Origin of the sequence: Sphaerimonospora cavernae (assembly GCF_042435035.1) — a bacterium.
GTDB lineage: Bacteria > Actinomycetota > Actinomycetes > Streptosporangiales > Streptosporangiaceae > Sphaerimonospora > Sphaerimonospora cavernae.
The window spans coordinates 163,940-188,134 of sequence record NZ_JBHMQT010000006.1; the positions used below are offsets into that span (position 1 = coordinate 163,940).

At 68.3% G+C, this 24,195-nt stretch carries 19 protein-coding genes and 1 tRNA gene; 16 read left to right on the forward strand and 4 right to left on the reverse strand.

The window, feature by feature from the left end; all coding sequences use genetic code 11:
• Positions 1-25 precede the first annotated feature (25 nt).
• The gene (locus tag ACFHYQ_RS05350) at positions 26-2,035 is read left to right on the forward strand and encodes a chaplin family protein (RefSeq protein WP_394299944.1); all 2,010 of its coding nucleotides are present in this window, start codon (positions 26-28) and stop codon (positions 2,033-2,035) included.
• A gap of 269 nt (positions 2,036-2,304) precedes the next feature.
• Here ACFHYQ_RS05350 and ACFHYQ_RS05355 read toward each other — a convergent pair whose 3' ends face one another.
• Complete coding sequence (locus ACFHYQ_RS05355; RefSeq protein ID WP_055482469.1) at positions 2,305-2,490, reverse strand: DUF5703 family protein; 186 nt, start codon at positions 2,488-2,490, stop codon at positions 2,305-2,307.
• A gap of 281 nt (positions 2,491-2,771) precedes the next feature.
• Here ACFHYQ_RS05355 and topA point away from each other — a divergent pair, with 281 nt between their 5' ends.
• The 7 genes from topA (at position 2,772) to ACFHYQ_RS05390 (ending at position 13,415) form a co-directional block, all read left to right on the forward strand.
• Positions 2,772-5,480 (forward strand): type I DNA topoisomerase, encoded by a 2,709-nt coding sequence (topA, locus tag ACFHYQ_RS05360; protein WP_394299945.1) that lies wholly within the window; start codon positions 2,772-2,774, stop codon positions 5,478-5,480.
• A 134-nt stretch (positions 5,481-5,614) separates the two neighbouring features.
• Positions 5,615-6,973, forward strand: a complete 1,359-nt coding sequence (locus ACFHYQ_RS05365) for a metallophosphoesterase (RefSeq protein ID WP_394299946.1) — start codon at positions 5,615-5,617, stop codon at positions 6,971-6,973.
• Positions 6,974-7,097: 124 nt separating this feature from the next.
• The gene (gene tmk / locus ACFHYQ_RS05370; RefSeq protein WP_394299947.1) at positions 7,098-9,173 is read left to right on the forward strand and encodes a dTMP kinase; all 2,076 of its coding nucleotides are present in this window, start codon (positions 7,098-7,100) and stop codon (positions 9,171-9,173) included.
• Positions 9,174-9,208: 35 nt separating this feature from the next.
• Positions 9,209-10,402, forward strand: coding sequence for a DNA polymerase III subunit delta' (locus tag ACFHYQ_RS05375; protein WP_394299948.1), 1,194 nt, complete (start codon positions 9,209-9,211; stop codon positions 10,400-10,402).
• A gap of 122 nt (positions 10,403-10,524) precedes the next feature.
• Positions 10,525-11,361, forward strand: a complete 837-nt coding sequence (locus ACFHYQ_RS05380; RefSeq protein ID WP_394300124.1) for a PSP1 domain-containing protein — start codon at positions 10,525-10,527, stop codon at positions 11,359-11,361.
• Positions 11,362-11,573: 212 nt separating this feature from the next.
• A complete protein-coding gene (locus tag ACFHYQ_RS05385; RefSeq protein ID WP_394299949.1) occupies positions 11,574-13,250 on the forward strand; it encodes an alpha/beta hydrolase in 1,677 nt (558 codons plus the stop codon).
• A gap of 88 nt (positions 13,251-13,338) precedes the next feature.
• Positions 13,339-13,415, forward strand: a tRNA-Thr gene (locus tag ACFHYQ_RS05390).
• Between the two features lie 60 nt (positions 13,416-13,475).
• Here the strand turns inward: ACFHYQ_RS05390 and ACFHYQ_RS05395 are convergent.
• The gene (locus tag ACFHYQ_RS05395; protein WP_394299950.1) at positions 13,476-14,147 is read right to left on the reverse strand and encodes a hypothetical protein; all 672 of its coding nucleotides are present in this window, start codon (positions 14,145-14,147) and stop codon (positions 13,476-13,478) included.
• A gap of 428 nt (positions 14,148-14,575) precedes the next feature.
• Between ACFHYQ_RS05395 and ACFHYQ_RS05400 the strand changes: the two genes are divergently transcribed.
• Complete coding sequence (locus ACFHYQ_RS05400) at positions 14,576-15,022, forward strand: hypothetical protein (protein WP_394299951.1); 447 nt, start codon at positions 14,576-14,578, stop codon at positions 15,020-15,022.
• Positions 15,023-15,211: 189 nt separating this feature from the next.
• Here the strand turns inward: ACFHYQ_RS05400 and ACFHYQ_RS05405 are convergent, their stop codons facing one another.
• Complete coding sequence (locus ACFHYQ_RS05405; protein WP_394299952.1) at positions 15,212-16,606, reverse strand: aldehyde dehydrogenase family protein; 1,395 nt, start codon at positions 16,604-16,606, stop codon at positions 15,212-15,214.
• Entirely contained in the window at positions 16,607-17,716 is a 1,110-nt protein-coding gene (locus tag ACFHYQ_RS05410) for a class I adenylate-forming enzyme family protein (protein ID WP_394299953.1), read from the reverse strand.
• A 255-nt stretch (positions 17,717-17,971) separates the two neighbouring features.
• Between ACFHYQ_RS05410 and ACFHYQ_RS05415 the strand changes: the two genes are divergently transcribed.
• From ACFHYQ_RS05415 to ACFHYQ_RS05445, 7 genes are all read left to right on the forward strand, one after another.
• Entirely contained in the window at positions 17,972-18,484 is a 513-nt protein-coding gene (locus ACFHYQ_RS05415; RefSeq protein WP_394299954.1) for a methylated-DNA--[protein]-cysteine S-methyltransferase, read from the forward strand.
• A gap of 76 nt (positions 18,485-18,560) precedes the next feature.
• A complete protein-coding gene (locus ACFHYQ_RS05420) occupies positions 18,561-19,289 on the forward strand; it encodes a 2OG-Fe(II) oxygenase (protein ID WP_394299955.1) in 729 nt (242 codons plus the stop codon).
• Positions 19,289-20,128 (forward strand): type 1 periplasmic-binding domain-containing protein, encoded by an 840-nt coding sequence (locus tag ACFHYQ_RS05425; protein WP_394299956.1) that lies wholly within the window; start codon positions 19,289-19,291, stop codon positions 20,126-20,128. Before ACFHYQ_RS05420 ends, ACFHYQ_RS05425 begins: the two co-directional genes overlap by 1 nt.
• On the forward strand, positions 20,125-20,844 hold the full coding sequence (locus ACFHYQ_RS05430) for an alpha-ketoglutarate-dependent dioxygenase AlkB family protein (protein ID WP_394299957.1): 720 nt from the start codon (positions 20,125-20,127) through the stop codon (positions 20,842-20,844). The genes ACFHYQ_RS05425 and ACFHYQ_RS05430 overlap by 4 nt, the downstream gene beginning before the upstream one ends.
• A gap of 507 nt (positions 20,845-21,351) precedes the next feature.
• A complete protein-coding gene (locus ACFHYQ_RS05435) occupies positions 21,352-22,296 on the forward strand; it encodes a 50S ribosomal protein L11 methyltransferase (RefSeq protein WP_394299958.1) in 945 nt (314 codons plus the stop codon).
• Positions 22,297-22,378: 82 nt separating this feature from the next.
• Positions 22,379-23,800: an iron-containing redox enzyme family protein gene (locus tag ACFHYQ_RS05440; RefSeq protein ID WP_394299959.1), complete on the forward strand. Its 1,422-nt coding sequence runs from the start codon at positions 22,379-22,381 to the stop codon at positions 23,798-23,800.
• On the forward strand, positions 23,788-24,123 hold the full coding sequence (locus tag ACFHYQ_RS05445) for a Rieske 2Fe-2S domain-containing protein (RefSeq protein WP_394299960.1): 336 nt from the start codon (positions 23,788-23,790) through the stop codon (positions 24,121-24,123). Before ACFHYQ_RS05440 ends, ACFHYQ_RS05445 begins: the two co-directional genes overlap by 13 nt.
• The last annotated feature ends 72 nt before the right edge of the window (positions 24,124-24,195 follow it).

Sequence of the window (24,195 nt, forward strand, 5' to 3'; positions counted from 1 at the left end):
ATAAGAACCACTAGGAGCATCTATCATGCGAACGTGGGCGAAGGGCTCAACTTCCGCGGCGTTTCTCGCCGTCGGCGTCCTGGCTCTTGGCAGCGGTACGGCTTACGCCGACACCGACGGCATGGGCTCGATCGGCGGCGGCAACCAGATCAACATCCCGATAACCCTGCCGATCGACATCAGCGGGAACGCCGTGGCCGTGGCCGGGGAGTCGAACGCCTCGTCCCAGGGCGGCGCGTCCGTCCTGGGTTCCCCGCGGGGTGCCGCGGTCGACGCCGGCGGCAACCGGACCTCCGGCCGGCACAGCATCCTCGGCGGCAACCAGGTGGTCGCTCCGATCACCGCCCCGATCGATGTCTGCGGCAACGCGATCTCGCTGTTCGGTGAGTCCGACGCGGGCTGCAAGGGCGGCGCGGCGGTCAAGGGCTCCCGACGGGGTGCCGCGGTCGACGCCGGCGGCAACCGGACCTCCGGCCGGCACAGCATCCTCGGCGGCAACCAGGTGGTCGCTCCGATCACCGCCCCCATCAACCTGTGCGGCAACTCCGTCGCCATCTTCGGCGACGCCACGGCGGGTTGCCAGGGCGGGGCGACCGTCGGTGGGCACGGCAGGCACGGCGGCGCCGTGCGCGCCGGGGACAACCGCACCTCGGGCCGCTCCTCCATCCTGGGCGGCAACCAGGTGGTGGCTCCGATCACCGCGCCGATCAACGTCTGCGGCAACTCCGTCGCCGTGCTCGGCGAGGCTTTCTCGGGCTGCCGCGGCGGCTCGTCGGTCGGCGGCGGCCACGATCACGGTCACAAGCCGCGCCAGGACAAGCCCGCCCGCGAGAGGCGTGGCGGCGGTAAGTGGACCCACCCCGGCTCGAGCGGTCACGACACCGACGCGCGTTACTCCGGGGGCAGCGGCACCCGGGTGGTGACGCCGGGCAAGAAGCCGAGGACGATCAGGAGGGACCGGCCGGGCAACTGGGGCGCGGGCGGGAACCGCACTTCGGGCACCTCTTCGATCGGCGGCGGCAACCAGGTGGTGGCTCCGATCACTTTGCCGATCAACGTCTGCGGGAACGCCGTGGCGATCGCCGGTGACGCGTTCGCGGGCTGCCGCGGCGGGGCCACCGTGAAGGGGAGCTGGGGACGGCACGGCTACTGGGGCGCGGGCGGGAACCGCACCTCGGGCCGCTCCTCCATCCTGGGCGGCAACCAGGTGGTGGCGCCGATCACCGCGCCGATCAACGTCTGCGGCAACGCGGTCGCCCTCCTCGGCGAGGCAGCCGGGAGCTGCAAGGGCGGTGCGTCGGTGACGGGCAGCGTCGGCGGAGGCGGCAACATCACCTCCGGCCGGTACGGCATCCTCGCCGGCAACCAGCTGGTGGCGCCGATCACCGCGCCGATCAACGTCTGCGGCAACGCGGTCGCCGTTCTGGGCGACGCCGCCGCCGGATGCCTGGGCGGCGCCCGGGTCGGCGGCGACGCGGGGCGCGGTGGCCACCACTACTGGACCAAGGCAGCGAGCTCCAAGCGCGCCGGGATCATGCGTGAGACGCCCGCACTGCCGATGCTGTCCGGTCTCAAGGAGGCCAGCGGCCTTCGCCAGGAGATGAGCTCGGCCGCCGCTCCGTCGGCGCCGGTCCTCGGCGACCTGCCGAACATGAAGGGCATGTCGGGCCTGCCGAGCCTGCCCGTCGCCGACACCGTGCTGGCCAAGTCGGGCACCACGAAGGGCAAGACCTCGGTCGCCTCACAGCCCGCCGGTTCGCTTCCGGTCCGCGACACGCTCGGCCAGACGACCCGGACGCTGCAGGCGAACAAGACGGTCCAGAACGCCACCGGCACGCTGCCGCTCCGTAACGTGACCCAAAACCTGCCGACCGGGGGCCTGCTCGACAACATCGGGCTGATGAGCGCCGAGCAGCCGGTCGGCCTGACCGGCATGAACTCCGGTTCGCTCGCCGCACTGGTCCTGGGCTCACTGTTCGCCGCCTCGGCGAGCCTGTTCGCCCTCACCCGCCGCGTCCGCTTCCGCCGCAAGTAGTCAAGTCCGCCGCAAGCAGGACGTTCGGGAAGCGCACGTCTGATCCGCTGCTTCCGCTTCCCGCGGAAGCAGCGCCCATCCGCACACTCACCCCCGGCCTTCGCCGCAGCGGAGGTCAGGAATATCACTCGCCCACGCCTGGTGCCGGCGGGGTGACGCTGGACGCTCCTCCCTTCGGGGGTGAGCAAGGATGCTTTGCCCGTTCCGGGGGCGCGGCCCGGAGCGGGCAAAGCGCTTTTGACCCACGACTCGTACCGGAGTGGTGTCGCTCACATCGTCCGGGCGGCGCGTATGATCTTGCGGCGTAGTCGGACACGCCTGCTGCCATCGGGATACAGGCGTAGGCGCTCCAGCTCCCAGTTCCCGTACTCAGCGTGTTCCGTCAGCATTTGCCGGGCCACCTCCCGCGAGGTGCCCCGGGGCAGATACAGGTCCAAGTAGGAGTAGTCGAGCACAGCGATTAGTCTCCGAGGGCGTGCCAGAGAACCTGATGGGCTCTATTCTGCGTCCTCGTGGATAACAGGTCCAGGCGGGTTAGATTCCCGGATATAACCGGGTAGCCCGAGGGGAAGGGACTTGCGGTGGCAGGTACCTTCAAAAACGGCCCTCCGGGGTAGCGGGACCGACCCGGCCCGGTCCAGACGGACCGGTGCTGAGCCGGGAGGACGCGGGCCACGAAACCGGGGAGCACTCGGAAGTACGGGGAACGACAGCGGACAGCGAGGTAGGAAGCAGCGTGCCAGCCAACAACGGCAACGCCGGCGGAACCCGCCTGGTGATCGTGGAGTCGCCTGCGAAGGCGAAGACGATCGCCGGGTACCTCGGGCGCGGCTACATCGTGGAGTCGAGCATCGGTCACATTCGCGATCTTCCGGAGAAGGCCGACGACATCCCGGAGAAGTACAAGGGACAGACTTGGGCGCGTCTGGGCGTGAACGTCGATCACGAGTTCGAGCCGCTCTACATCGTCAACCCGGACAAGAAGTCCCAGGTCTCCAAGCTCAAGCAGCTCCTCAAGGAGGCCGACGAGCTCTACCTCGCCACTGACGAGGACCGGGAGGGCGAGGCCATCGCCTGGCATCTGCGCGAGGTGCTGAAGCCCAAGATCCCGGTCCACCGCATGGTCTTCCATGAGATCACTCCACACGCGATCCAGGCCGCCGTGGCCAACCCGCGTGCCCTGAACCTGCGGCTCGTCGATGCCCAGGAGACCCGCCGGATTCTCGACCGCCTCTACGGCTACGAGGTCAGTCCGGTCCTGTGGAAGAAGGTCAAGCCGCGGCTGTCGGCCGGCCGGGTGCAGTCGGTCGCCACCCGTCTCGTCGTCGAGCGCGAGCGGGAGCGCATGGCGTTCACCGTGGCCAACTACTGGGATCTGCAGGCCGTGTTCGACACCGGGCGCGCGCAGGATGACCCGAGGACGTTCGGCGCCACGCTCACCGGTGTGAACGGCAGGCGTGTCGCCCAGGGCCGCGACTTCGCCTCGACCGGCAGGCTCAAGAGCGCCGATGTTCTCCACCTCGACGAGGCCGTCGCCACGGCGCTGGCCGCCAGTCTCGGCGCCGCCGCGTACTCCGTCAGGTCGGTGGAGCGCAAGCCGTACACGCGTAAGCCGTACGCGCCGTTCCGGACGACGACCCTGCAGCAGGAGGCGAGCCGCAAGCTGGGCTTCTCCGCCAAGTACACGATGCAGATCGCCCAGCGGCTGTACGAGAACGGCTATATCACCTACATGCGAACCGACAGCATCACGCTGTCGGAGACCGCGGTCGCGGCCGCCCGTAGCCAGGCCGTCAAGCTGTACGGCTCGGCGTACGTGCCGGACAAACCGCGCGTCTACGCGAGCAAGGTGAAGAACGCGCAGGAGGCGCACGAGGCGATCCGCCCGGCAGGGGAGGAGTTCCGCACGCCGGGCGAGACCGGCCTGAGCGGGGACATGTTCCGGCTGTACGAACTGATCTGGCAGCGGACCGTCGCATCCCAGATGAAGGACGCGGTCGGCGAGTCGGTCTCCGTGAAGGTCGACGGCGTCGTCGCCGCCGCGGAGAACGCGGCCGCCGGGTCGCAGCCCTTGAACGCACAGTTCAGCGCGAGCGGGCGCACGATCACCTTCTACGGCTTCCTCAAGGCGTATGTGGAAGGCGCCGACGATCCGGCGACCGACCGGGACGACTCGGAGAAGCGGCTGCCCACGCTCGCCGAGGGCGACCGGCTCACGGCGGCGGACCTGACGGCGGTCGGCCACTCGACGAAGCCGCCGTCGCGTTACACGGAGGCCTCGCTCGTCAAGGAGCTGGAGGAGCGGGAGATCGGCCGGCCGTCGACGTACGCGTCGATCATCGGGACGATCCTCGACCGGGGATACGTGACCAAGAAGGGCACCGCGCTGGTGCCGTCGTTCCTCGCGTTCGCCGTCGTCAACCTGCTGGAGCAGCACTTCGGCAACCTCGTCGACTACGACTTCACCGCCGAGATGGAGAAGGTCCTCGACGACATCGCCAACGACCGGGCGGAGCGGCTGCCGGAGCTGCGCCGGTTCTATTTCGGGCAGGACGGCGGTGAGGGCCTCAAGGAGATGGTCACCGACCTCGGGGAGATCGACGCCAAGGAGATCAGCTCCTTCCCGATCAAGGGCACCGACATCGTGATCAGGGTGGGGCGCTACGGGCCGTACCTCGACCGCGACGGCGCCCGGGTGAACATCCCGGAGGACATGGCACCCGACGAGCTGACCGCCGAGAAGGCCGAGGAGCTGTTCTCCCGGCCCAGCGGTGATCGTGAGCTCGGCAAAGATCCGGTGACCGGCCACGTGATCGTGGCGAAGGACGGGCGGTTCGGCCCGTACGTCACGGAGATCCTGCCCGAGGAGCCTCCTGCGCCGACCGAAGGTAAGAAGCGGACAAAGAAGGCGGACGCCCCCAAGCCTCGCACCAGCTCGCTCTTCAAGTCGATGTCGCTGGACACGATCACGCTGGAGCAGGCGCTGGAGCTGCTGCGTCTGCCGCGCGTCGTCGGAGAGATCGACGGCGAGGAGGTGACCGCGCAGAACGGCAGGTTCGGGCCCTACATCAAGAAGGGCACGGACTCGCGCTCGCTCGCCGCCGAGGAGGACCTGCTCACGGTCACGGTCGAGCAGGCCAAGGAGCTGTTCGCGCAGCCGAAGGCCCGCGGGCGGGGCCGGGCCGCCGCCGCACCGCCGCTGCGCGAGCTGGGCGAGGACCCGAACTCGAAGAAGCCGATCGTGGTGAAGGAGGGCAGGTTCGGTCCGTACGTCACCGACGGCGAGACCAACGCGTCCCTGCGCAAGGGCGACACGGTGGAGGACATCACGCTCGAGCGGGCGGCCGAGTTGCTGGCCGAGCGGCGGGAGCGGGCGCCGGCGCCGCGCAAGCGCGCCACGACGACCCGGGCCAAGACGGCCAAGAAGCCCGCAGCCAAGTCCTGATGTCTTGATGTCCTGGAGGCTCCGCTGGCCGGCGCTTCGGCGCCGGTCTCGCGCTGTCCGCGGCGCCGTACGGGCGTGCACGGCGGGAATCTGGGCCCCGTAGCATCTTCCCAGCGGGCCGAGGGGAGATCGCGGTGGGATTTCTGGTCATGATCCTGGTGACCGTGGTCGTCGTCCACTACTACCTGTGGCGGCGGCTGGTCAGATCGACGACCCTGCCCGGTTCGCGCTCACGCCGGTGGTCGACCTGGGCGCTGGTCGCGCTCGCCGCGCTGCTGCCGCTGACCCTCGTGGGCGGCCGGGCCTTCGGCCAGGGGGTTGGGCACGTCCTGGCCTGGCCGGGCTACCTGTGGCTGGCGATCATGTTCTATCTGTTCGTGTTCTCGCTGGTCCTGGAGATCCCCCGGGCGATCGCCCTGCTGACGGTCCGGCGGGCCCGGCGGCCGTCATCGGCCTCGGTCGCTCCGGTGATCGTCAGCAGCCCGATGAGCGCAGGGGGTTCCGCTGTCGCGGCCGCCGAGACCACTGTCCAGACCGGGCCCGGGGTTGACGCCGACAACGGCCTCGCCGACCCGGTCGATCGCGAGCCCGGCCCGGACGCCGCGATGATCGGCAGGCGGATGTTCATCTCCCGTACGACCGCGGCCGCCGTGGGGGTCGGCGCTCTGGCCACCGTGGGGTATGGCATGCGTGTGGCCCAGGGCGATCCGGTCATCGAGCGGGTCCCGGTGCGCCTGGCCCGGCTTGATCCGAGGATGAACGGACTGCGGTTCGCCGTGGTCAGCGACATCCACCTCGGGCCTCTTACGGGCCGTGGCCATACCGAGCGCATCGTCCGTATGATCAACAGCCTTCAGGCCGACGTCGTCGCGATCGTCGGGGATCTGGTCGACGGCACGGTGGCCGAGCTGGGTCCGTTGGCGACCCCGCTGCGGTCCCTGGAGTCGCGCTACGGGGCATATTTCGTGACCGGCAACCATGAGTACTACACGGCCAACGGTCCGCAGGAGTGGATCGACGAGCTCGACTCCCTCGGCGTGCGGTCGCTGCGCAACGAGCGGGTGGAGATCCGCCACGCGGGAGCCGTACTCGATCTCGCCGGGGTGAACGATCTGAACGGCCAGGTGATGGGAGACGGACCGGACATGGCCAAGGCGCTGGCCGGCCGAGATCCGGGGCGTCCCGTCGTGCTGCTCGCGCACCAGCCGCTGCAGGTGGAGCAGGCCGCCGAGCACGGCGTCGATCTGCAGCTTTCCGGGCACACCCACGGTGGGCAGATGGTGCCGTTCAACCTGCTCGTGCCGCTGCAGCAGCCGATGGTGGCCGGTCTGGCCGAGGTCCCCCGCCCGGCGGCCGGTGCCGCCGCCGACGCCCGGGGCACCCGTCCCGACGCCACCCAGGTCTACGTCACCCGCGGCGCTGGATTCTGGGGCCCACCCGTACGGGTGGGCGCCCCACCCGAGATCACCCTGCTCGAACTCCGTCCCTCGTGACCGGACTGCGCGGGGACGGGGAACGTAATACGCTCAGGCGACGAGTGGGGTGGGCAAATCGGTCCGCTCCATCGTTCCCCCGTGGAAAGACCTAGCCCAGCGAGCACCTGGATACGCTGACATCATGAGCACCCCTGGCCGGGCCGGCGCGCGACGCAAGACGCCGCACGTGCTGGCGAACGCGCCGTACCGCAGGCTGTGGACCGCCATGTCGGTCCGTGGCCTCGGCGACTGGCTCACCATCATCGCGCTGACGGCCCTGGCAGCCCACCTCACCGCCGGGTCCGGCTACCGGACGCAGAGCCTCGCCATCGGCGGGGTCTTCGCGGCCAAGCTACTTCCCTCGATCTTGCTCGGTCCCCTCGTCGGGACCCTGGCCGAGCGGTTCGACCGCAGGGCGACGATGGCCATGGCGGACCTCGTCCGCTTCGCCGTGGTGCTGTCGATCCCGTTCGTCGACGGCTACCAGTGGTTGATCATCGCGATGGTCCTGGTCGAGTGCGCGTCCCTCTTCTGGGTGCCGGCCAGAGACGCGACCCTGGCCGGCGTGGTGCCGAAGGAGCGCCTGGGGGAGGCCGACCGGCTGAACCTTCTGGCGGCGTACGGCACCGCCCCGATCGCGGCGGCGCTGTTCACGGTCGTGGCGGCCGTGGTCGGCGTGATCACGACGGTGGTACGGACGGCGTCCCTGCCGGCCGCCGGCATCGCGCTCGGCGGGGGCGCCCTGGCCTATCTCGCCTCCGCCGCCCTGATCTTCACGCTGCGCGGCGTTCCCGGTGATCGCGGTCCGCACGTGCCGCCGCCCTCGCGGCAGATCTCGGTCTTCCGGCAGATCGCGGACGGCCGCCGCCGCACCGGTGGCGGCGCGGCGGCGCGCGGGGCGGTCACCGGCATGGTGGCCGTGCTCGCGGCGGGAGCCGCGGTGGTCGCCGTGGCCGGGCCGTACGTCCAGGCGCTGCACGGTGGCGACGCCGGCTACGGAGCGGTGTTCTGCGCGGTCTTCTTCGGTGTCGGGTACGGCATGTTCTTCGGGCCGCGGCTGCTGGCGGGGCTGTCGCGCCGCCGCCTGTTCGGGCTGGCGGTCGTCGTGGCGGGTCTCACCCTGGCCGCGGCCGCGCTGATCCAGAACCTGGTGATCGTCGTCATGCTGGCCGCGCTTCTCGGCGCCTGTGCCGGAGTGGCGTGGATCATCGGCTATCAGGTGGTCGACCTCGAGTTCGGCGACGGGCAGCCAAGCCGTACGCTGCCGTATCTGCGATCGCTCGGCCGCGTCGTGCTGCTGGTGGTACTGGCCGTCGCGTGCGCGCTGGCCGGGCTCTTCGGCGGCCACCCGGCGTCGGAGCCGGGTCTCGGCTACCGGTTCGACGGGGCCAATCTGGTGCTTCTGGTGGCCGCTCTGCTCGTGGTCGTCGCCGGGCTGCGTGCGCTCAGCCGGCTGGACGACCGGCGCGGCGTACCCCTCGGCGCCGACCTGCTGGCGGCGCTGCGCGGCGAGAAGTACGCGCCCGAGGCGGCGCCCGCGACCGAGTCGCGCGGCCTGTTCGTGGCGTTCGAGGGCGGTGAGGGCTCCGGCAAGACCACCCAGTCGCGGCTGCTCGCCATCTGGCTGCGTGACCAGGGGTTCGACGTCGTGCAGACCCGTGAGCCGGGGGCGACCAAAGTCGGCATGCGGCTGCGGGCGATCCTGCTCGACGCCGCCCACCAGGGCCTGTCAGCCCGCTCAGAGGCCATGCTCTACGCCGCCGACCGGGCCGAGCACGTGGAGAAGGTCATCAGGCCCGCGCTCCAGCGGGGCACGACCGTCATCTCGGACCGGTACGTCGACTCGTCCCTGGCGTACCAGGGCGCCGGCCGGTCACTCGACTCGGGCGAGGTGGCGAGGATCAACGCCTGGGCGACGGGCGGCCTCGTGCCCGACCTGACCGTGCTGATCGACGTGTCGCCGTCGGTGGGGCTGCGCCGTATAGCGTCCGCGGCGGACCGGATCGAGGCCGAGCCGATGGACTTCCATGAGCGGGTCCAGCGCGAGTTCCGCGGGCTGGCGGCGGCCGACCCCGAGCGCTACCTGGTCGTCGACGGCACGCTGCCGCAGCAGGAGGTGTCGCGCCTCATCCAGGACCGGGTGCGCGAGATCCTGCCCGACCCCGTGCCGCACGAGGCGGAGGCCGCGACCGGCACGATGCCCGCCATCCGGGACTGATCCGGGACCAGGGAGGGGGTTCAGAAGTGGGCGGGGTGTTCGCTGAACTGGTGGGGCAGGACCAGGCGGTCGACGTGCTCCGGAGGGCGGCGGCCGCGGCCGCTGAGGCGCTCGCGGGGGGGCGCGGCACGGGCATGACCCATGCCTGGCTGTTCACCGGTCCCCCCGGATCCGGCAGATCGAACGCGGCCCGGGCCTTCGCCGCGGCCCTGCTCTGCGACGGCGCCCTGTCCGCTGATCGGGGGTGCGGCCACTGCGGCGCCTGCCACCAGGTCGAGGTCGGCTCGCATCCCGATCTGACCCGCGTACGCCCCGAGGGCCTGTCGTACGGCGTCCGGCAGACCCGTGATCTGGTGCTCAAGGCGGCGGGGGCGCCGACGCTCGGCCGCTGGCGGATCGTCCTGTTCGAAGACGCCGACCGTGTGACCGAGGCGGCCGCCAACGCGCTGCTGAAGGCGATCGAGGAGCCGCCGCCCCGGACCGTGTGGCTGCTCTGCGCGCCCTCGCCGGACGACATGATCATCACGATCCGGTCCCGCTGCCGCGTGGTGACGCTGCGCACCCCCCCGGCCGAGGCGGTCGCCAGGGTCCTGACCGAGCGTGACGGCGTCCCGCTCGACATGGCGCTGTTCGCCGCCCGGGCCGCGCGGGGACACATCGGCCGGGCGCGCCGGCTCGCCCTCGATGAGGAGGTACGGCGGCGTCGCGCCGACGTGCTGTCGATTCCCGCCTCTCTCAGCGGGGTGGGAGCCTGCGTCACCGCCGCCGAACGCCTGGTCAAGACCTCGACCGAGGAGGCCGACGCCGCTACCGCCGAGCTCAACGAGACCGAGACGGCCGAGCTGCGCAAGGTGTACGGCGAGGGCTCGTCCGGCAAGGGCCTCAACAAGGGGCTGGTACGCGGCGGCGCGGGGGCTCTGAAGGAGCTGGAGACGCTGCAGAAGTCCCGCGCGACCAGGATCAAGCGTGACTCCCTGGATCTCGCCCTGCTCGATCTGGTGGCGTTCTACCGCGATGTGCTCGCCCTGCAGTTCGGTGCGGGCGTGGAGTTGGCGAACGAGGACCGCAGGCGGGAGATCGAGACGATGGCGCGCGGTTCTTCACCGGAGGACACGCTGCGCCGCACTCAGGCCATCATGAGGTGCCGCGAACGGCTCGCGGCGAACGTCAATCCTCAGATCGCGGTGGAGGCCATGACCCTCGCCCTCCGCTCACCCGGCCTCGCGTAGACGGAGATATAACGGCATATATCCGCCCATTGTCGGGCCGTGACCTGTCCTTGGTGTCGGCGCGTATCGTGGGATGCGGGCGAAAGCCGTACCGGGATCTGAGGAGGGCCGGGCTCTTGGGCATGATCATGGCCGTGAGCTTCACGCGCTACGGACGGCTTTACTACCTCGATCCCGGCGGTCACTCCCCGAAGGTGGGGGACAAGGTGCTCGTGCCCACCGACGCCGGGCCGGAGGTGGCCGAGTGCGTGTGGGCCCCGCAGTACGTCAGCGAGGACATCGACGGCCTGCCCGTCTGCCAGGGGCTCGCGGCCGATCAGCACCTGGACCGCGACGAGAGCAACCGCCGCCGCAGAGCGGAGGCGCGCAGTGTGTCGAAGCGTCTCATCAAGCGGCACGAGCTGCCGATGAAGGTGGTCGGCGTCGACTACCTGGACGCCGACAACGTCTTCACCGTCTATTTCTCGGCGCCGCATCGGGTGGACTTCCGCGCGCTCGTCCGCGACCTCGCCAGGAACCTCCGCGCCCGGGTCGAACTGCGGCAGATCGGGCCGCGTGACGAGGCCAGACTGCAGGGCGGGATCGGGCCGTGCGGGCGTGACCTGTGCTGCGCGACGTTCCTCAAGGACTTCGAGCCGGTCTCGGTCCGGATGGCGAAGGACCAGGATCTGCCGGTGAATCCGCTCAGAATCGCCGGCGCGTGCGGGCGTCTGATGTGCTGCCTGAAATATGAGCATCCGCTCTATCAGGAGTTCCGGGCCTCCGCGCCCCGAACGGGGACGGCCGTGGACACCCCGGAGGGCTCCGGCACGGTCGTCGGCCACAATGTGCCGGGCGACTCGGTGATCGTTCGCCTGAACGACGGAGGCCGCCGGTGCGCCTGCTCCAGGGCGAGCGTGTGCTCCCCTCGGAAACAGCACGACGAGATGTACGGCGAAGCGGGTGATCCGGAAGAGTAGCCGTACGTCGCCTGAGCGCGGGGGAGCGACCTGGGAAAGAGCTGGAGCCGCAAGAACGTTTCTGCTGGCTCACGCTCCCAGTTGGCGGCATGCTGGTCGGCGGCGATGGGAATCGGCGAGCATACGAACGGCCGCGTGCGGCCGTGTGACCGGTGACCGTGCGATCGGCTGGACGTTCGGCTGGGTTTTTCTGAGGTGGGGGACCGGGGGCTATGAGGCAGGCGGACGACAGGGACGATGTCGCCGGGTGGTGGCGGGGAGAACGGCGTTTCCGTGGGCGGTGTTTCCCCGAGCGGTGTTTCCCCGAGCCCGGGGCCCGGTCGGGGACGCGCGGTGACCGCGGTGTGATCCGCCGCGTCGCCGTCGCGGCCGTCGCCGCGACGTTGCTCGTCGCCGGTTGCACCTCCGCGGCCAGGGGGGACGGTGACTCGCCGGAATCGGGCAAGGCAGACCGGAACGCGGCGGCCGAGGCCCCCACGCCCGCGCTTCAGCCGTTCTACGGTCAGCGGGCGGGGTGGCGCGACTGCGGTGGGGGCTTTGAGTGCGCGAAGATCCAGGTCCCGCTCGACTACGCCGACCCGTCCGGCGAACGGATCGAACTGAGCGTGATTCGCCTGCCGGCCTCCGGCAAGCGGATGGGCTCGCTGCTCATCAACCCCGGCGGGCCCGGCGGATCGGGGGTGGACTACACCCGAATGGCCCGCAACGTGCTCACCGACGGGCTACGCGCCCGGTTCGACATCGTCGGCTTCGACCCTCGCGGAGTCGGGGAGTCGACTCCGATTCGGTGCATGTCGGGCAAGGAGTTGGACGCCTACGTGGCGATGGACACCAGCCCCGACACCCCCGCCGAGGTCGCGGCGCTGAAGACCGGCTCGAAGGCGTTCGCGGACCGGTGCGGGGCCAAGGCGCGCCGCCTGCTCCCGTTCGTCGGCACGCCGGACGCGGCCAGGGACATGGACGTGCTGCGCGCGGTCCTGGGCGACTCCGGTCTCACCTATCTCGGCAAGTCGTACGGCACGTACCTGGGCGCGGTGTACGCGGGTCTCTTCCCGAAGCGGGTGCGGGCCCTGGTGCTCGACGGGGCCGTCGACCCGGCCGTCCCGTCGCTGAAGTCCGAACTCGTCCAGGCACAGGGCTTCGAGGTGGCCCTCAAGGCGTTCGTGGAGGACTGCTTCAAGGACGGCGCCTGCCCCTTCACCAGCCGTACGGTCGACGGCGCGATGGGGGAGATCACCGCCCTGCTCAAGCGAGCCGACGAGCACCCACTGAAGAACGATCTGAAGGACGGCCGCGAGGTCAACGAGTCATGGACGATCCTCGGCATCGTCACCCCGCTGTACGAGCGTGAGGCGTGGCCGTTGCTGCGCCGGGCTCTCGGCAGTGCCCTCGTCCACGGCAACGGGACGGACCTGCTTCGCATGGCCGACCTGCTGGTCGAGCGTAAGTCCGACGGGTCGTACTCGAACCAGACCGAGGCGAACCTGGCGATCAACTGTCTGGACCATCCGTACCCGAAGGACATGGCGGCCTTCCGGAAGGCGGCCGACGAGGCGGCCAAGGTGTCCCCGCATTTCGGGAGGTTCGTGGTGTGGGGCTCGCTGACCTGCGCGTACTGGCCGATCCCGGCCAAGAGCGAGGACAAACCGATCAAGGCCGAGGGGGCGCCGCCGATCCTCGTGATCGGCACCGTGCGCGACCCTGCCACGCCGTATGAATGGGCGCAGGGGCTGGCGTCGGAGCTGACGTCCGGCGTGCTGCTCGGGTATGACGGTGACGGTCACACGGCCTACCGGACCGGATCGAAGTGCGTCGACCGGGCCGTCGACGACTACCTGATCTCGCTGCGGGTGCCCGCCGCCGGTACGGTCTGTCCGAACGCGGAATAGCCGCGCACGAGCCGTACGAGCCGGTATTCCGCACTGTGCGCGAGGACCCCGGTGAACCTGTAGACTAACCTCGCCGTCGTACGGCATCGCCGCCTTAGCTCAGTCGGCCAGAGCGACGCACTCGTAATGCGTAGGTCAAGGGTTCGATTCCCTTAGGCGGCTCCACGTCAGAGGCCCCTTCCGCTTCCGGAAGGGGCCTTCTTGCTGACACTTTTGCTAACAGCCTCATGACATGGTAGGCGGCGAGAGGTGCCGCATGTCGAGGGCTTTGAACGTCTCCTGTACCCAGGTGTGTTCCCAACGATTATCCGTGATCTTTAAGAGTGCCCGGTGGGGATTGCTTGGCCTGCCGGCCAATGAACTCTCTGAGAGCAGCCCCGCGACGCGTCCGGCCAGTGCCTTGAACGCAAGGTAGGGCGCAGAGTCCGAGCTAGCCCAGTAGATCTTGACAAGCTGCCCCGTGTCGGCATCCCGGACATGGGAACGCAGGGGATCCCTCGCCGTGATGGACTCGCGAAGCGACTGGAAGGCTTGACGGAAGCAGGCCAACACTGTGCATTCGAGGTCTGATAGAGCACGTTCCGAGGAGATCCGCACCAGAAGCGACTCAAGTTCGCCCTCTGCTCGTACGGCCGGCTCCAACACTTCACGTCGGATTCCGTCGTCCTTGGCGGCCTCAGTACAGACACCGCCCCACAGCTTCCACACCGTAGTGAACTGGCCATATACGGAATAGAACGCGCCGAGAGCCTGTAAGTCCAGCTCTCGGCGCTTCTTGTGCTCGTCCCATCGGGCTGTGATGCGATTTCCCGCGCCCCAGCCGAGGAACAAGATCAGAAGTGTGATCAGGAGATTGGGAATCGCCTTCACGGACTCCGCCCACAACTGCTGGTACATGAGGCCCCCATTTTGATCGTATGTGGATCACTGCCGGCCCATTATCTATCAGGGTCCGTCGCTGTTACTCGGAGCGCTTGCGGAGGCGGCGACGGCCGCCTCCGCGGAACGGATCACACGGGGCGCCCCCCGGGAGTGCCGTTGATCCTCTGATCGGACCCCGATCGAGCTCCCGAAGGCCGATCTTGGCGGATCGATTTCAAATCGGACACTAGGGGACAAAAGGGATTTTAGTGGTTTAATCTAGGATATAGAATGACAAGGCTGGATAAAACCGTTATGCGGCGGTTTGTGGTGGGATCGCGCCGGTAATCAAGCAGGTGCAGGAAAATAGTCCGTTAGGGGGCTGCGGAGGCGTTTCTCCTGTGAGGCTACAGAAACGCCTCCGAAAATTAAGGGCAATCGAATCCTGTCAAGGGGGACACGTAATGCCCGCTTTCAAGAACATCATCGCCGGGCTGGCGCTGGGCACCGCGATCACAGGCGGCGCGCTCACTCTGGGCGCCACCGCCGCCAGCGCCACCGTCATGCCGGCCTGGGGTGGCGGCTTCGGTGGCTTCGGCGGCTGGGGCGGCGGCTTCGGGGGCGGCGGCTGCGGCGGCGGCGGCTTCGGGGGCGGAGGCGGCTTCGGCGGCGGTGGGTTCGGAAACTGCAACATGGGCTGGTCGAACAACAACCTCTGGAACCAGAACCAGTTCAACGATCAGTTCAACGACGAGTCCGCCTTCGCGGTTTCCAACGGTGTCTCGACCATCGCCTTCCAGGGCAGGACGAACTCGAACACCAACTGGTGGAACAACACCATGCTCAACAACAACATGGGATTCGGTAGCAGTAACTGGTTCAACAACGGCAACAACAACAATTGGTGGTGAGTACGAACTCAACTGTGACGGCCGGCGGAACCACCGGCCGATGGCCCGATGGCGCATGGTCGCCCTGGTGGGCGCCTGACGGTGCGGTGCGAATGCCGAGCACGACTCGGCCGGGCACGAGCGGTTGAGAAAAGGGCCCCGGCGGAAACTCCTCCGCCGGGGCCCTGCCCGATCGAAGCCGCTGAACGCTCAGTCCCGGATGACGCCCTTGGTACGCATGAGAAACTCGGCGAGATAACGGTCGTGCGGCACCCAGGGTGCCATCCAGTGGGTCGGATGATCGCCGACGTAGACGTTGCCGATCGTCGGTTCCGCCATCAGGCGGTCGATCAGCCCCTCGTCCCCGGTGATCGCGGTCAGCACCAGAGTGTCCTTCAGCGGCCCGATGCCGTCGTCGGACGACCAGGGCGCCACCCAGACGCAGGGGAAGGAAAGCTCGATGCCGGTCTGCGGGGCGTCCGCGCGGTCGACCCGCATGACCGCGGGGCGCAGAACCCCGATGCCGTCCCCGAGATCGTCGGCGATGCCGCCGCCACCGAGCAGGATCTCGGCGTCATCAACATGATCGAACAGGTACTTCTCCACGGCCCGGGCGTTGGCGAGAGACTGCGCGGGCAGCACGGCCCCATCGTCTTCCGGCGGGAGGCTCGGGATGGCGGACAGCCGCTCGGCCACGGCCTCGGCCAACGGGCGGGGGTCGCCCGCCACGAAGACCGCCGTCGTGTTCACGCACGCGGTTCCACCCTGCGAGCTGACCGAGTCGACGACGACGTCCAGGTGCGGGGTCCAGTCCTCCTCCGCGATCAGGATCTTCGACCGTCCCGGGCCCTGTGGGAGCACGTCGGTGTTCCGGCCGTACTTGTTCACCACGTCCTCGCCGCCGTACACCATCGCGAGGTCGGCATCGCGGATGATGTCGTCGGCCACCGCGTGGTCGGTGGGCAGGAAGACCACCTGGTCGTCGGCGAAGCCGGCCTCCCGCAGCGCCGTGATCAGGCGGTGGGGAGTGAAGGGCTCCCGCCGGGAGGGACGGACGGCGACCCGGTATCCCAGCGCCACCGCCTCCAGCCACAGTGTGTGTACGGCCGGGTGATTGCCCGCCGCGTGTACGGCGAAGACATCGCCGCGCCGAGTCCACAGCGCACGGCCGTCTCGGGTGATCGGGTCCCGCCAGTCGGTGACGGCCCCGTTCGGCCTGGCGTACTGCGTCGAGCCGTACGCCTGGGCGGCGCTGCGCGCGATGGCGTCGGTCGCGGCCCGGACCACCGAGATCGACATTCCGCAGACTCGGCTCACGAGGCGCTGGTAGTGCTCGGCGGAAAGCCCGTTGACGGGCCCGGTGGCGAACAGCCGGCCGGCTCGCGCGAGGGCCTTGGCCCGCTCCCCGGGCGGCATGGGCCGCGCCCGGTGCAGCGCCGCCATGGTGCGCTGCACGTAGAGCCGCGGCACCAGGCTGAGCTCGGCTACCGGGTTTCCGGCGAGATCGGAAACGGTCACGTGTTTGCGGGTGCGGTACGGACCGTTCGGGCCGAGTGCGTCGAGCCGGATCGGTTCGGTCGACAGCGTGCCCATCAGCGCGGTCATTCAGTACACCCCCTCGATGACCCGCTCGTCCTCGAGGAAGGCGAGCGGTGCGACGTCGGCGACGGCATCGCCGAGCTGACCCGGTGGCGGCTGGACCCGCAGTGCCGTGTCCCGTTCGAGATTGTTGGGCAGCAGCAGGTTCTTGCTGATGTGGTGCATCACGACCTGTCCGCGCTCGCCGTACGGGACCTCCCGCCTGGTCTCCGGGTCGACGACGGAGAAGGAGATGTACGGAGAGAACGGGTCGAAGACACAGGCGTCGTCGTCGTCCAGGCCCGTCCGCTCACTCACCGACCCCATGATCATCGTGCTTCCGTAGTTTCCGACGATCTGGACGTCCGGGAACACCTCGTCGCGCAGCAGCGCGCGCGTGTCGGGGTCCAGGTGCGCCCCGGCCCACACGATGACCCGGACCTTCTCGTTGATGAGGGCGACCAGCTCGTCTCGGCGGCTGAGCCGTACCAGCAGCGGCGGCGTGGTCACGAGGACTCCGATGTCCTGGGTGCGCAGCGCGTAGGCGCTCTGGTCGATCAGGTGCTCCGCGTAGCGGCGGGCCTCGTCGAGGCGGTTCTCGGCGATGAGTTTCTTCACCCAGCGCGGGTCGAGGTCGACGGAGAACCTGAAACCACCACGCCTGCGGACCTGCTGCCTGATCAGCTCGCCGAAGATGTGCGGCCCGCTCGGACCCAGTGAGAGCCAGTTGGCCCCCCGCGGGTAAGCGAACTCGTCCATGATCCGGTCGTGGTGGTGCATCAGCCGGTCCATCCAGTCGGCGAGCAGGACCACCAGCTTCGGCGGGCCGGTCGTGCCGCCGCTCTCGAAGACGCCGATCACCTCGGGCCGGGAGCCGTACCCTTTGGGCACGAGATCCTCGACGCGGACGTCACGGAACTCGTTGACCACGTTGGGGAAGAGTCGCAGGTCGGCGAAGGTGTGCACGTCGGTCAGCGGATCGAAGTCGAGGTTTTCCGCCCGCTCCAGCCAGAACGGCGAGCCGGTCCGCGGATCGAAGTGCCAGCGCATGGCCGCCTCGATGAACGCCCGGCCGTCCGGCACCAGGTCGACGGGGCAGTCAAGCACATCAAGGACTGGATCCGCGGCATTCGACATGTCGTCTCCCGTTGCCCCGGGGTACGTCCGAACAGAGTATTTCGGTTTAAGTCACTTATGTACCAAATCTCCCCATCAATCCCGTTCGGTGGACGGAAAAATCTCGGGTGGCGCCAGCATGAGCGCGACGTCCGTTTTCCGCCAGCGAAGGGGCCGGGGCCGCAGCACAGTGGGATGGGCGCGATGGCCGGGGAGAAGTCGCAGAGTGAACGGCGGAGATCGGGGCCCGACGGACGGCCGGGGAGGAACGAGGCGATGACCGTCTACATGAGGACCGAGAGTCCGGTGGGTGACCTGCTACTGGTGGGCGAGGAGTCGAAGACGGCGAAGGGCGGTGTCGCCCTCACGTCGGTGTCGATGACCGGGCAGAAGAACGCCCCCACCGTGCAGGGCGACTGGGTTCACGCCCCCGAGGCGCTCGCCGAGGTCATCCGGCAGATCAAGGCGTACTTCGCCGGTGAGCTGACGACGTTCGATCTGGAGCACATCACCACCGGCACCGCATTCCAGGAACAGGTCTGGCAGGCTCTGGACACCATCGAGTACGGAACCACGACCACCTACGGCAAGCTCGCCGACCAGATCGGTGTGCCGCGTGGCCATGTGCAGGCCCTTGGAGCGGCGATCGGCATGAACCCGTTGCTGGTCGTCCGCCCATGCCACCGCGTCATCGGCGCGGACGGCACGATGAAGGGGTACGCGGGCGGCGTGGAGCGCAAGCAGCAGTTGCTCGTCCACGAGGGTGCACTCCAGCCGATGCTCTGCTGAGCCGCGGCATACCGCAGACGGCGGGCCCGCCGGATTCGGCGTCACGAGCCACCGGACCAGACTTCCTTGGAGACCCATGAGCACCACCACTACGGCGGACGATGTGTGTCGGCGCGTGGACGCGGCAGACTGGCGTGGCCTGGCAGACGAGCTCGATGCCTACGGCTGTGCGCTGACCCCGCTGCTGCTGACCCCCGAACAGTGCCGGGGCGTGTCCGCGCTCTACGACGAGCCGGTGCTGTTCCGCTCCACCGTCGACATGGCCCGGTACCGTTTCGGCTCCGGCCAGTACCGTTACTTCGACCGTCCCTTTCCCGAACTCGTCGAGGAACTGCGCGAGGCGTTCTACCCGCACCTGCTCGCCATCGCCCGTGACTGGGCCGCCAGGCTCGGCCGGCCCGCGCCGTGGCCGGACACCCTGCAGGAGTGGCTCGCCATGTGTCACGAGGCTGGTCAGACCAAATCCACCGCCATCCTGCTCCGCTATCAGGAGGGCGACTGGAACGCGCTCCACCGCGACCTGTACGGGGAGCTGATCTTCCCGCTCCAGGTTGTCATCGGCCTCGACGAACCCGGCACCGATTACACCGGCGGCGAGTTCCTGCTGGTCGAGCAGCGGCCCCGCGCTCAGTCCCGCGGTATCAGCACCGTTCTCACGCAGGGTCATGGCCTGATCTTCACCACCCGCGACCGGCCTGTGCGCTCCGTCCGCGGCTGGTCCAGCGGCCCTGTCCGTCACGGGGTGAGTACGGTGCGCTCGGGCCGCCGTCATGCCCTCGGCCTTGTCTTCCACGACGCCGCCTGATGCCCACCATGCGCGTGTACACGTTGATGGGCGCCGACGGACGCCCTTACCGGAGCTCTGTCCCCGGTACGCTCGGCGGATATCGTCGAGGCCGCCTCTACGGCCGCCTCGACTGCCGTTCAGCTCTGCGCGCCATCTCCGTCGGCGACTACATACGCCACCGGGTCTTCTTCCTCGATGAGGCCACCGCCATCGCCGCCGGCTACCGGCCCTGCGCCGTGTGTCTGCCGGAGACGTACGCGCGATGGAAAGCGGCAAGAGATCACGACATGCATCCGGTGAACGGATACACGCGCCCCCGCTCGCCCTTGATCCGGCCCGCGGACGTGACCGCATACGGTGAGCTGCCCGCTCCGATACCGTACGCCGGGCCCGAGCTCACCTCGCTGCTGGGCCTGCTCACCGCTCCTCGTTCGCGCATCGAGACGGTCACTGTGGGCCACAGCCGCGACGATGCCTCCCGGGCCACCGTCGATGCCTTCACCGAGGCGTGGCAGGCCGTCGGCAGGACCGTGCTGGCAGTCGTCGACTGGCCAGAGGAAGCGGCTTCCTGGCTGCGCGCCGCTCAGCGGTTCACGAGGGGCACACCCGACGCCTGGGTGGTGGCCGCGGCACCGCTCGGCTGGGTGCAGATGAGCCGCCGTCTGCGCCACAGCACGGGCTGGGACCCGAACCGCACTTTCGGATTCGCCTCCCTCGCCGAGCCATGCATCACGGCTCTCGCCGGCCAGGGCACCCTCGACGGGCTGCGCGGCGCCACTGGCGACGGCGGCATCTGGAAGGTGGAATCCGATCGGCTGACCGTCTGCCCTCCCGAGAACGAGGGGACAGTGGCATGAGCGCCGTACTGCCTCTGTTCGGCGTGCGGGACCGCTCCCCATTGGAGCTCGCCCCAGGCGCGGTTCACGTGCCCGGCTGGCTGACCCTCGATCAGCAGTACGAGCTCGTCGAGGCATGCCGGAGCTGGGCGATCGGCCCGGTCCCGATCCGCCACACCCGACTTCCGAATGGCGGCGTCATGTCCGTGCAGACCGTCTGCATCGGGTGGCACTGGCAGCCGTACAAGTACACCCGCACCGCCGACGACGTCAACGGTGCCCAGGTCGCGGAATTCCCCGCCAACATGATCGAGCTGGGCCGTCGGGCTCTCGTCGACGCCTACCAGGACCCGACCGCCGGTGACGGCTATACCCCGGACGCCGCACTAATCAACTTCTACGGTGAGCAGGCCAAGCTCGGGATGCATCAGGACAAAGACGAGAAGTCCGATGCCCCGGTCGTGTCGCTGAGCATCGGGGACACCTGCGTCTTCCGTTTCGGCAACACCGAGAACCGCAACAAGCCCTACACCGACACAGAGCTGGCCTCGGGCGACCTGTTCGTCTTCGGTGGGCCCTCCCGTTTCGCCTACCACGGCGTGCCCAAGGTCTATCCGGGCACCGGCGACCCCGCCACCGGCCTGGCCGGCGGCCGTCTCAACATCACCATGCGGGTCACCGGCCTGACGGCCGCCCCGGCCCAGACAGACGAACGGAGGGCCAGAGGCGCGTCGTAGTCGCCGTGTCACCAATTCGGTCACCCGGCCCGCCTTGTCACATGTGCCCGATTTCGAATAAATGGTCCGAATTAGGAAGTTGTCTGACTACTGTAAGTGGCAGTAAATAGCTGAGTGCGATCATATAACGGTCATTGATGCACTCGACCACCCATTACGCTATGAATCTCTCGAAAGTCGAATGAGCCCGCCCTGACCGAAATTTGACCCTTGTGGGTACTTGCGGCTCTGTGATCTACTTGACTCCGGCCCCGGACAGGAGGGCGGGATTCCATAAGAATTACTGCCTTTCGCTTGTTGACGAATACTTACACAAGGTGGTCCGGCTAGCGCACCCTCTATTAAAGATTGGAGGAATCAGTGCAGAGCAAAACTGCTGAGCGCTCTCTTGTTTCTCCTGAGCCTGTCGGTGCCCTCGACGAAACAGTTCCGGTGACTCTCTCGGCATTTCCGGAAGGCAGACTCTTCCTGGCATCTCTCCAGGCCGGCGCGCAGGAAGTCGCCCGGATGTCCGCCGCCATCAACGAAACCATCGCGGCTGTGGTCGAGTCCTCGACGCTCGCACCACAGATGATCGGCAACCTCGCCAGGGGGCTCGTTCCACGCTGGCACTTCGCCATGCTCAACGACATAGAGCGGAACGAGGCCCTCGCCACCGCCGTGGAACGCCAGGTGAAGCCGGGCGACTACGTGCTGGACATCGGCGCGGGCACCGGTCTGCTGGCCATGCTGGCGGCGAAGGCCGGCGCCGCGAAAGTGATCACCTGCGAGGCCAATCCGCTGCTGGCCGAGATCGCCTCCCAGGTGGTCGCCTCGCACGGCCTGTCCGACACCATCACGGTGATCCCCAAGATGTCCTCCCAGCTGGAGGTCGGACAGGAACTGAACCGGCCGGTCGATGTGATCATCTCGGAAATCGTCGACTGTGGCCTGATCGGTGAGGGCATCCTCCCGACCATGCGGCACGCCAGGGAGCACCTGCTCGCGCCCGGTGGCCGCCTGATGCCGCCGTCGGCACGCATCTACGGATCGCTGCTCCAGAGCAACGTGATCGCCGGGCTCAACCGGGTGAGCAACGCCGTCGGCTTCGATATCGGTCCGATCAACTTGGTGGCCACCGCCGGCCATCACCCCGTCCGGTTGCACACCTGGCCACACGCGATGCTCTCGGAGACCGTCGAGCTGGTCAGCTTCGACTTCGTGGACGGCCCGCTCGACGACGGCAGCGCGAACGTGGCGCTGCCAGTGACCGCTGACGGCACCGCGCATGCGATCGTCGCCTGGTTCGAGATGGACCTGGGCGCGGGCGTGATGCTGCGCAACTCTCCCGACAACGTCAGTTCGCACTGGATGCAGGCGCTGATCCCGTTCGACGTGCCGGTGGTCGTCAACGCCGGCGAGGTCTTCGAATGCGACCTGCAGTGGCAGGGCGGCCGGCTTTCGATCGTCTGAGTCCGGCATCAGCACTTCAGAGTTCCACTCTTCGCCTTCCCGGCGCAGCCATCCGTACTGCCTGCCTCGAAAAAGGTGCAGCATGAGCCATGACCTTCCGCCCCACAAGCCGTTCGAGCTCACCCCTGAGCAACTCAAGGAGTACGTCCTCCGATACGCGACCAATCCCATCTATCTCGATAATGAGGAATGGGAGAACGATGACAACCCCTATCGTCGGCAGCTCCGACCCCAGATTCTCCCCTACCTTGATTTCAGCAAGGTCCTGCCCCGCGGCGAGATACTGAACTACGAGGGCCTGGCCGCGCAGCGCATTCTCACCAGCATCTACGAGGCGGACCTCATGTTCCTCCCCAAGGCCGGCCTGAAGGAGAAGTGGGAGGACTACAAGCGGTTCTACAACCCGAGCAACCGCGCCCTCGGTGAGATCATCCGGCCGTCGCTGGAGAAGTTCGCATTCGGCTTCCTCGACCAGGAGGTCGAGGTTTCCGGGAAGTGGACCAAGGCCGAACTGGAGGCGTATCTGCGGTCGCTGCAGGACCGCGACCTGTCCCAGCCCTCGCTGTCCGAGATCGCGATCGAGAAGTCCACGGATCCGGTTCGCGCGGCACGCATGTGGCTGATCCAGTTCGCGCCGGACTTCCTGTCCGAGGCCTCACCGATGATACGGAACGTGCTGGGCTACTACGGTGCCGCGCAGTCCGAGTGGTTCAAGATCATCATTGATGAGTACGGCTACGGCGTCCACGACACCAAGCACAGCAAGTTGTTTGAGCGGACCCTGGAGTCCGCTGGCCTGCGCACCGATGTTCACCACTACTGGCAGTACTACCTCAACAGCAGCCTCATGCTGAACAACTACTTCCACTACCTGGGGAAGAACCACGAGTTGTTCTTCCGCTACGTCGGCGCGCTGTACTACACGGAGACCGCTCTGGTCGACTTCTGCCGGCGCGCCGCGGACCTGCTTGTCAAGGTGTTCGGTCCCGAGGTCGACGTGGAGTACTTCACCGAGCACGTCGGCATAGACCAGCACCACGGCCGGATGGCGCTGGAGAAGCTGATCCTTCCGCTGGTGGAGGAGCACGGGGAGGTGATCATCCCTGAGATCGTGCGTGGCTTCGAAGAGTTCCAGCTGATCTCCGAAATCGCCGATCAGGATTTCGCGGACCAGATCGCCTGGATGGATGCCGGTCCGACCAACAAGGAACTGCACGCACCAGTCTGGGCGGCCATCGAGAGCGGCAAGGTGACGCCGCCGGTCGCGCACATCGTCGAGCCGTACCGCGAGCTCTCCAACACCCACTGTCACGACGGCGACGAGCTGTGTCACATCGTCTCCGGCACGATGAAGTTCGTCGCGGGCTTCGACTCCTACCAGATCCTGGAGGCCGGTGAGGGCACGGTGATCCAGCGCAACCGCCTGCACGGCGCGATCATCGAGTCCGAGGAGTGCGTCTACCAGATTCACTCGGTGGGGGACTACCGGGCATGCCTGTCGTGACCTTCGCGGTCGAGGGCCGCGACAACTGCGTCGTGCTGGGCGACGCCTCCTACGTGTACGCCCGTACGAAACTCGGCTCGTTCGTGCTCTCAGCCCGCTGCCCGCACCGGGGCGGGCCGCTCAACCTGGCCGAGTTCGAGCCCGGCCGGAGCCGGCTGATCTGCCCGTGGCACGAGCGGGCGACCTCGGTGACGAAGGCGATCAAGGCCGGAGTGCCGGCGGTGCGCCGCGGCAACCGGGTCACGGCCGTTTTTCCCGACACGGCCGGTACGGAGTACGTCCTCGAACACCGGCCGCTGTCGCCGGCACTGACCGGCCGCTGACGGCGCCCGGCGAGCAAGCCGACCGGCAGCCGGGCTGATGCCCGGCTGCCGGCATGTCACCCCCGCACTTCC

Excerpts from the sequence above, each read along its gene's own strand:
- ACFHYQ_RS05425 (WP_394299956.1), top strand. The coding sequence starts at position 19,289 with ATGCCCACCATGCGCGTGTACACGTTGATGGGCGCCGACGGACGCCCT.
- ACFHYQ_RS05380 (WP_394300124.1), top strand. The coding sequence starts at position 10,525 with ATGATCATGGCCGTGAGCTTCACGCGCTACGGACGGCTTTACTACCTC.
- ACFHYQ_RS05395 (WP_394299950.1), bottom strand. The coding sequence starts at position 14,147 with ATGTACCAGCAGTTGTGGGCGGAGTCCGTGAAGGCGATTCCCAATCTC.
- ACFHYQ_RS05435 (WP_394299958.1), top strand. The coding sequence starts at position 21,352 with ATGTCCGCCGCCATCAACGAAACCATCGCGGCTGTGGTCGAGTCCTCG.
- ACFHYQ_RS05410 (WP_394299953.1), bottom strand. The coding sequence starts at position 17,716 with ATGTCGAATGCCGCGGATCCAGTCCTTGATGTGCTTGACTGCCCCGTC.
- ACFHYQ_RS05440 (WP_394299959.1), top strand. The coding sequence starts at position 22,379 with ATGAGCCATGACCTTCCGCCCCACAAGCCGTTCGAGCTCACCCCTGAG.
- ACFHYQ_RS05445 (WP_394299960.1), top strand. The coding sequence starts at position 23,788 with ATGCCTGTCGTGACCTTCGCGGTCGAGGGCCGCGACAACTGCGTCGTG.
- ACFHYQ_RS05400 (WP_394299951.1), top strand. The coding sequence starts at position 14,576 with ATGCCCGCTTTCAAGAACATCATCGCCGGGCTGGCGCTGGGCACCGCG.
- ACFHYQ_RS05415 (WP_394299954.1), top strand. The coding sequence starts at position 17,972 with ATGACCGTCTACATGAGGACCGAGAGTCCGGTGGGTGACCTGCTACTG.
- ACFHYQ_RS05420 (WP_394299955.1), top strand. The coding sequence starts at position 18,561 with ATGAGCACCACCACTACGGCGGACGATGTGTGTCGGCGCGTGGACGCG.
- ACFHYQ_RS05385 (WP_394299949.1), top strand. The coding sequence starts at position 11,574 with ATGAGGCAGGCGGACGACAGGGACGATGTCGCCGGGTGGTGGCGGGGA.
- tmk (WP_394299947.1), top strand. The coding sequence starts at position 7,098 with ATGAGCACCCCTGGCCGGGCCGGCGCGCGACGCAAGACGCCGCACGTG.
- ACFHYQ_RS05350 (WP_394299944.1), top strand. The coding sequence starts at position 26 with ATGCGAACGTGGGCGAAGGGCTCAACTTCCGCGGCGTTTCTCGCCGTC.
- ACFHYQ_RS05430 (WP_394299957.1), top strand. The coding sequence starts at position 20,125 with ATGAGCGCCGTACTGCCTCTGTTCGGCGTGCGGGACCGCTCCCCATTG.
- ACFHYQ_RS05405 (WP_394299952.1), bottom strand. The coding sequence starts at position 16,606 with ATGACCGCGCTGATGGGCACGCTGTCGACCGAACCGATCCGGCTCGAC.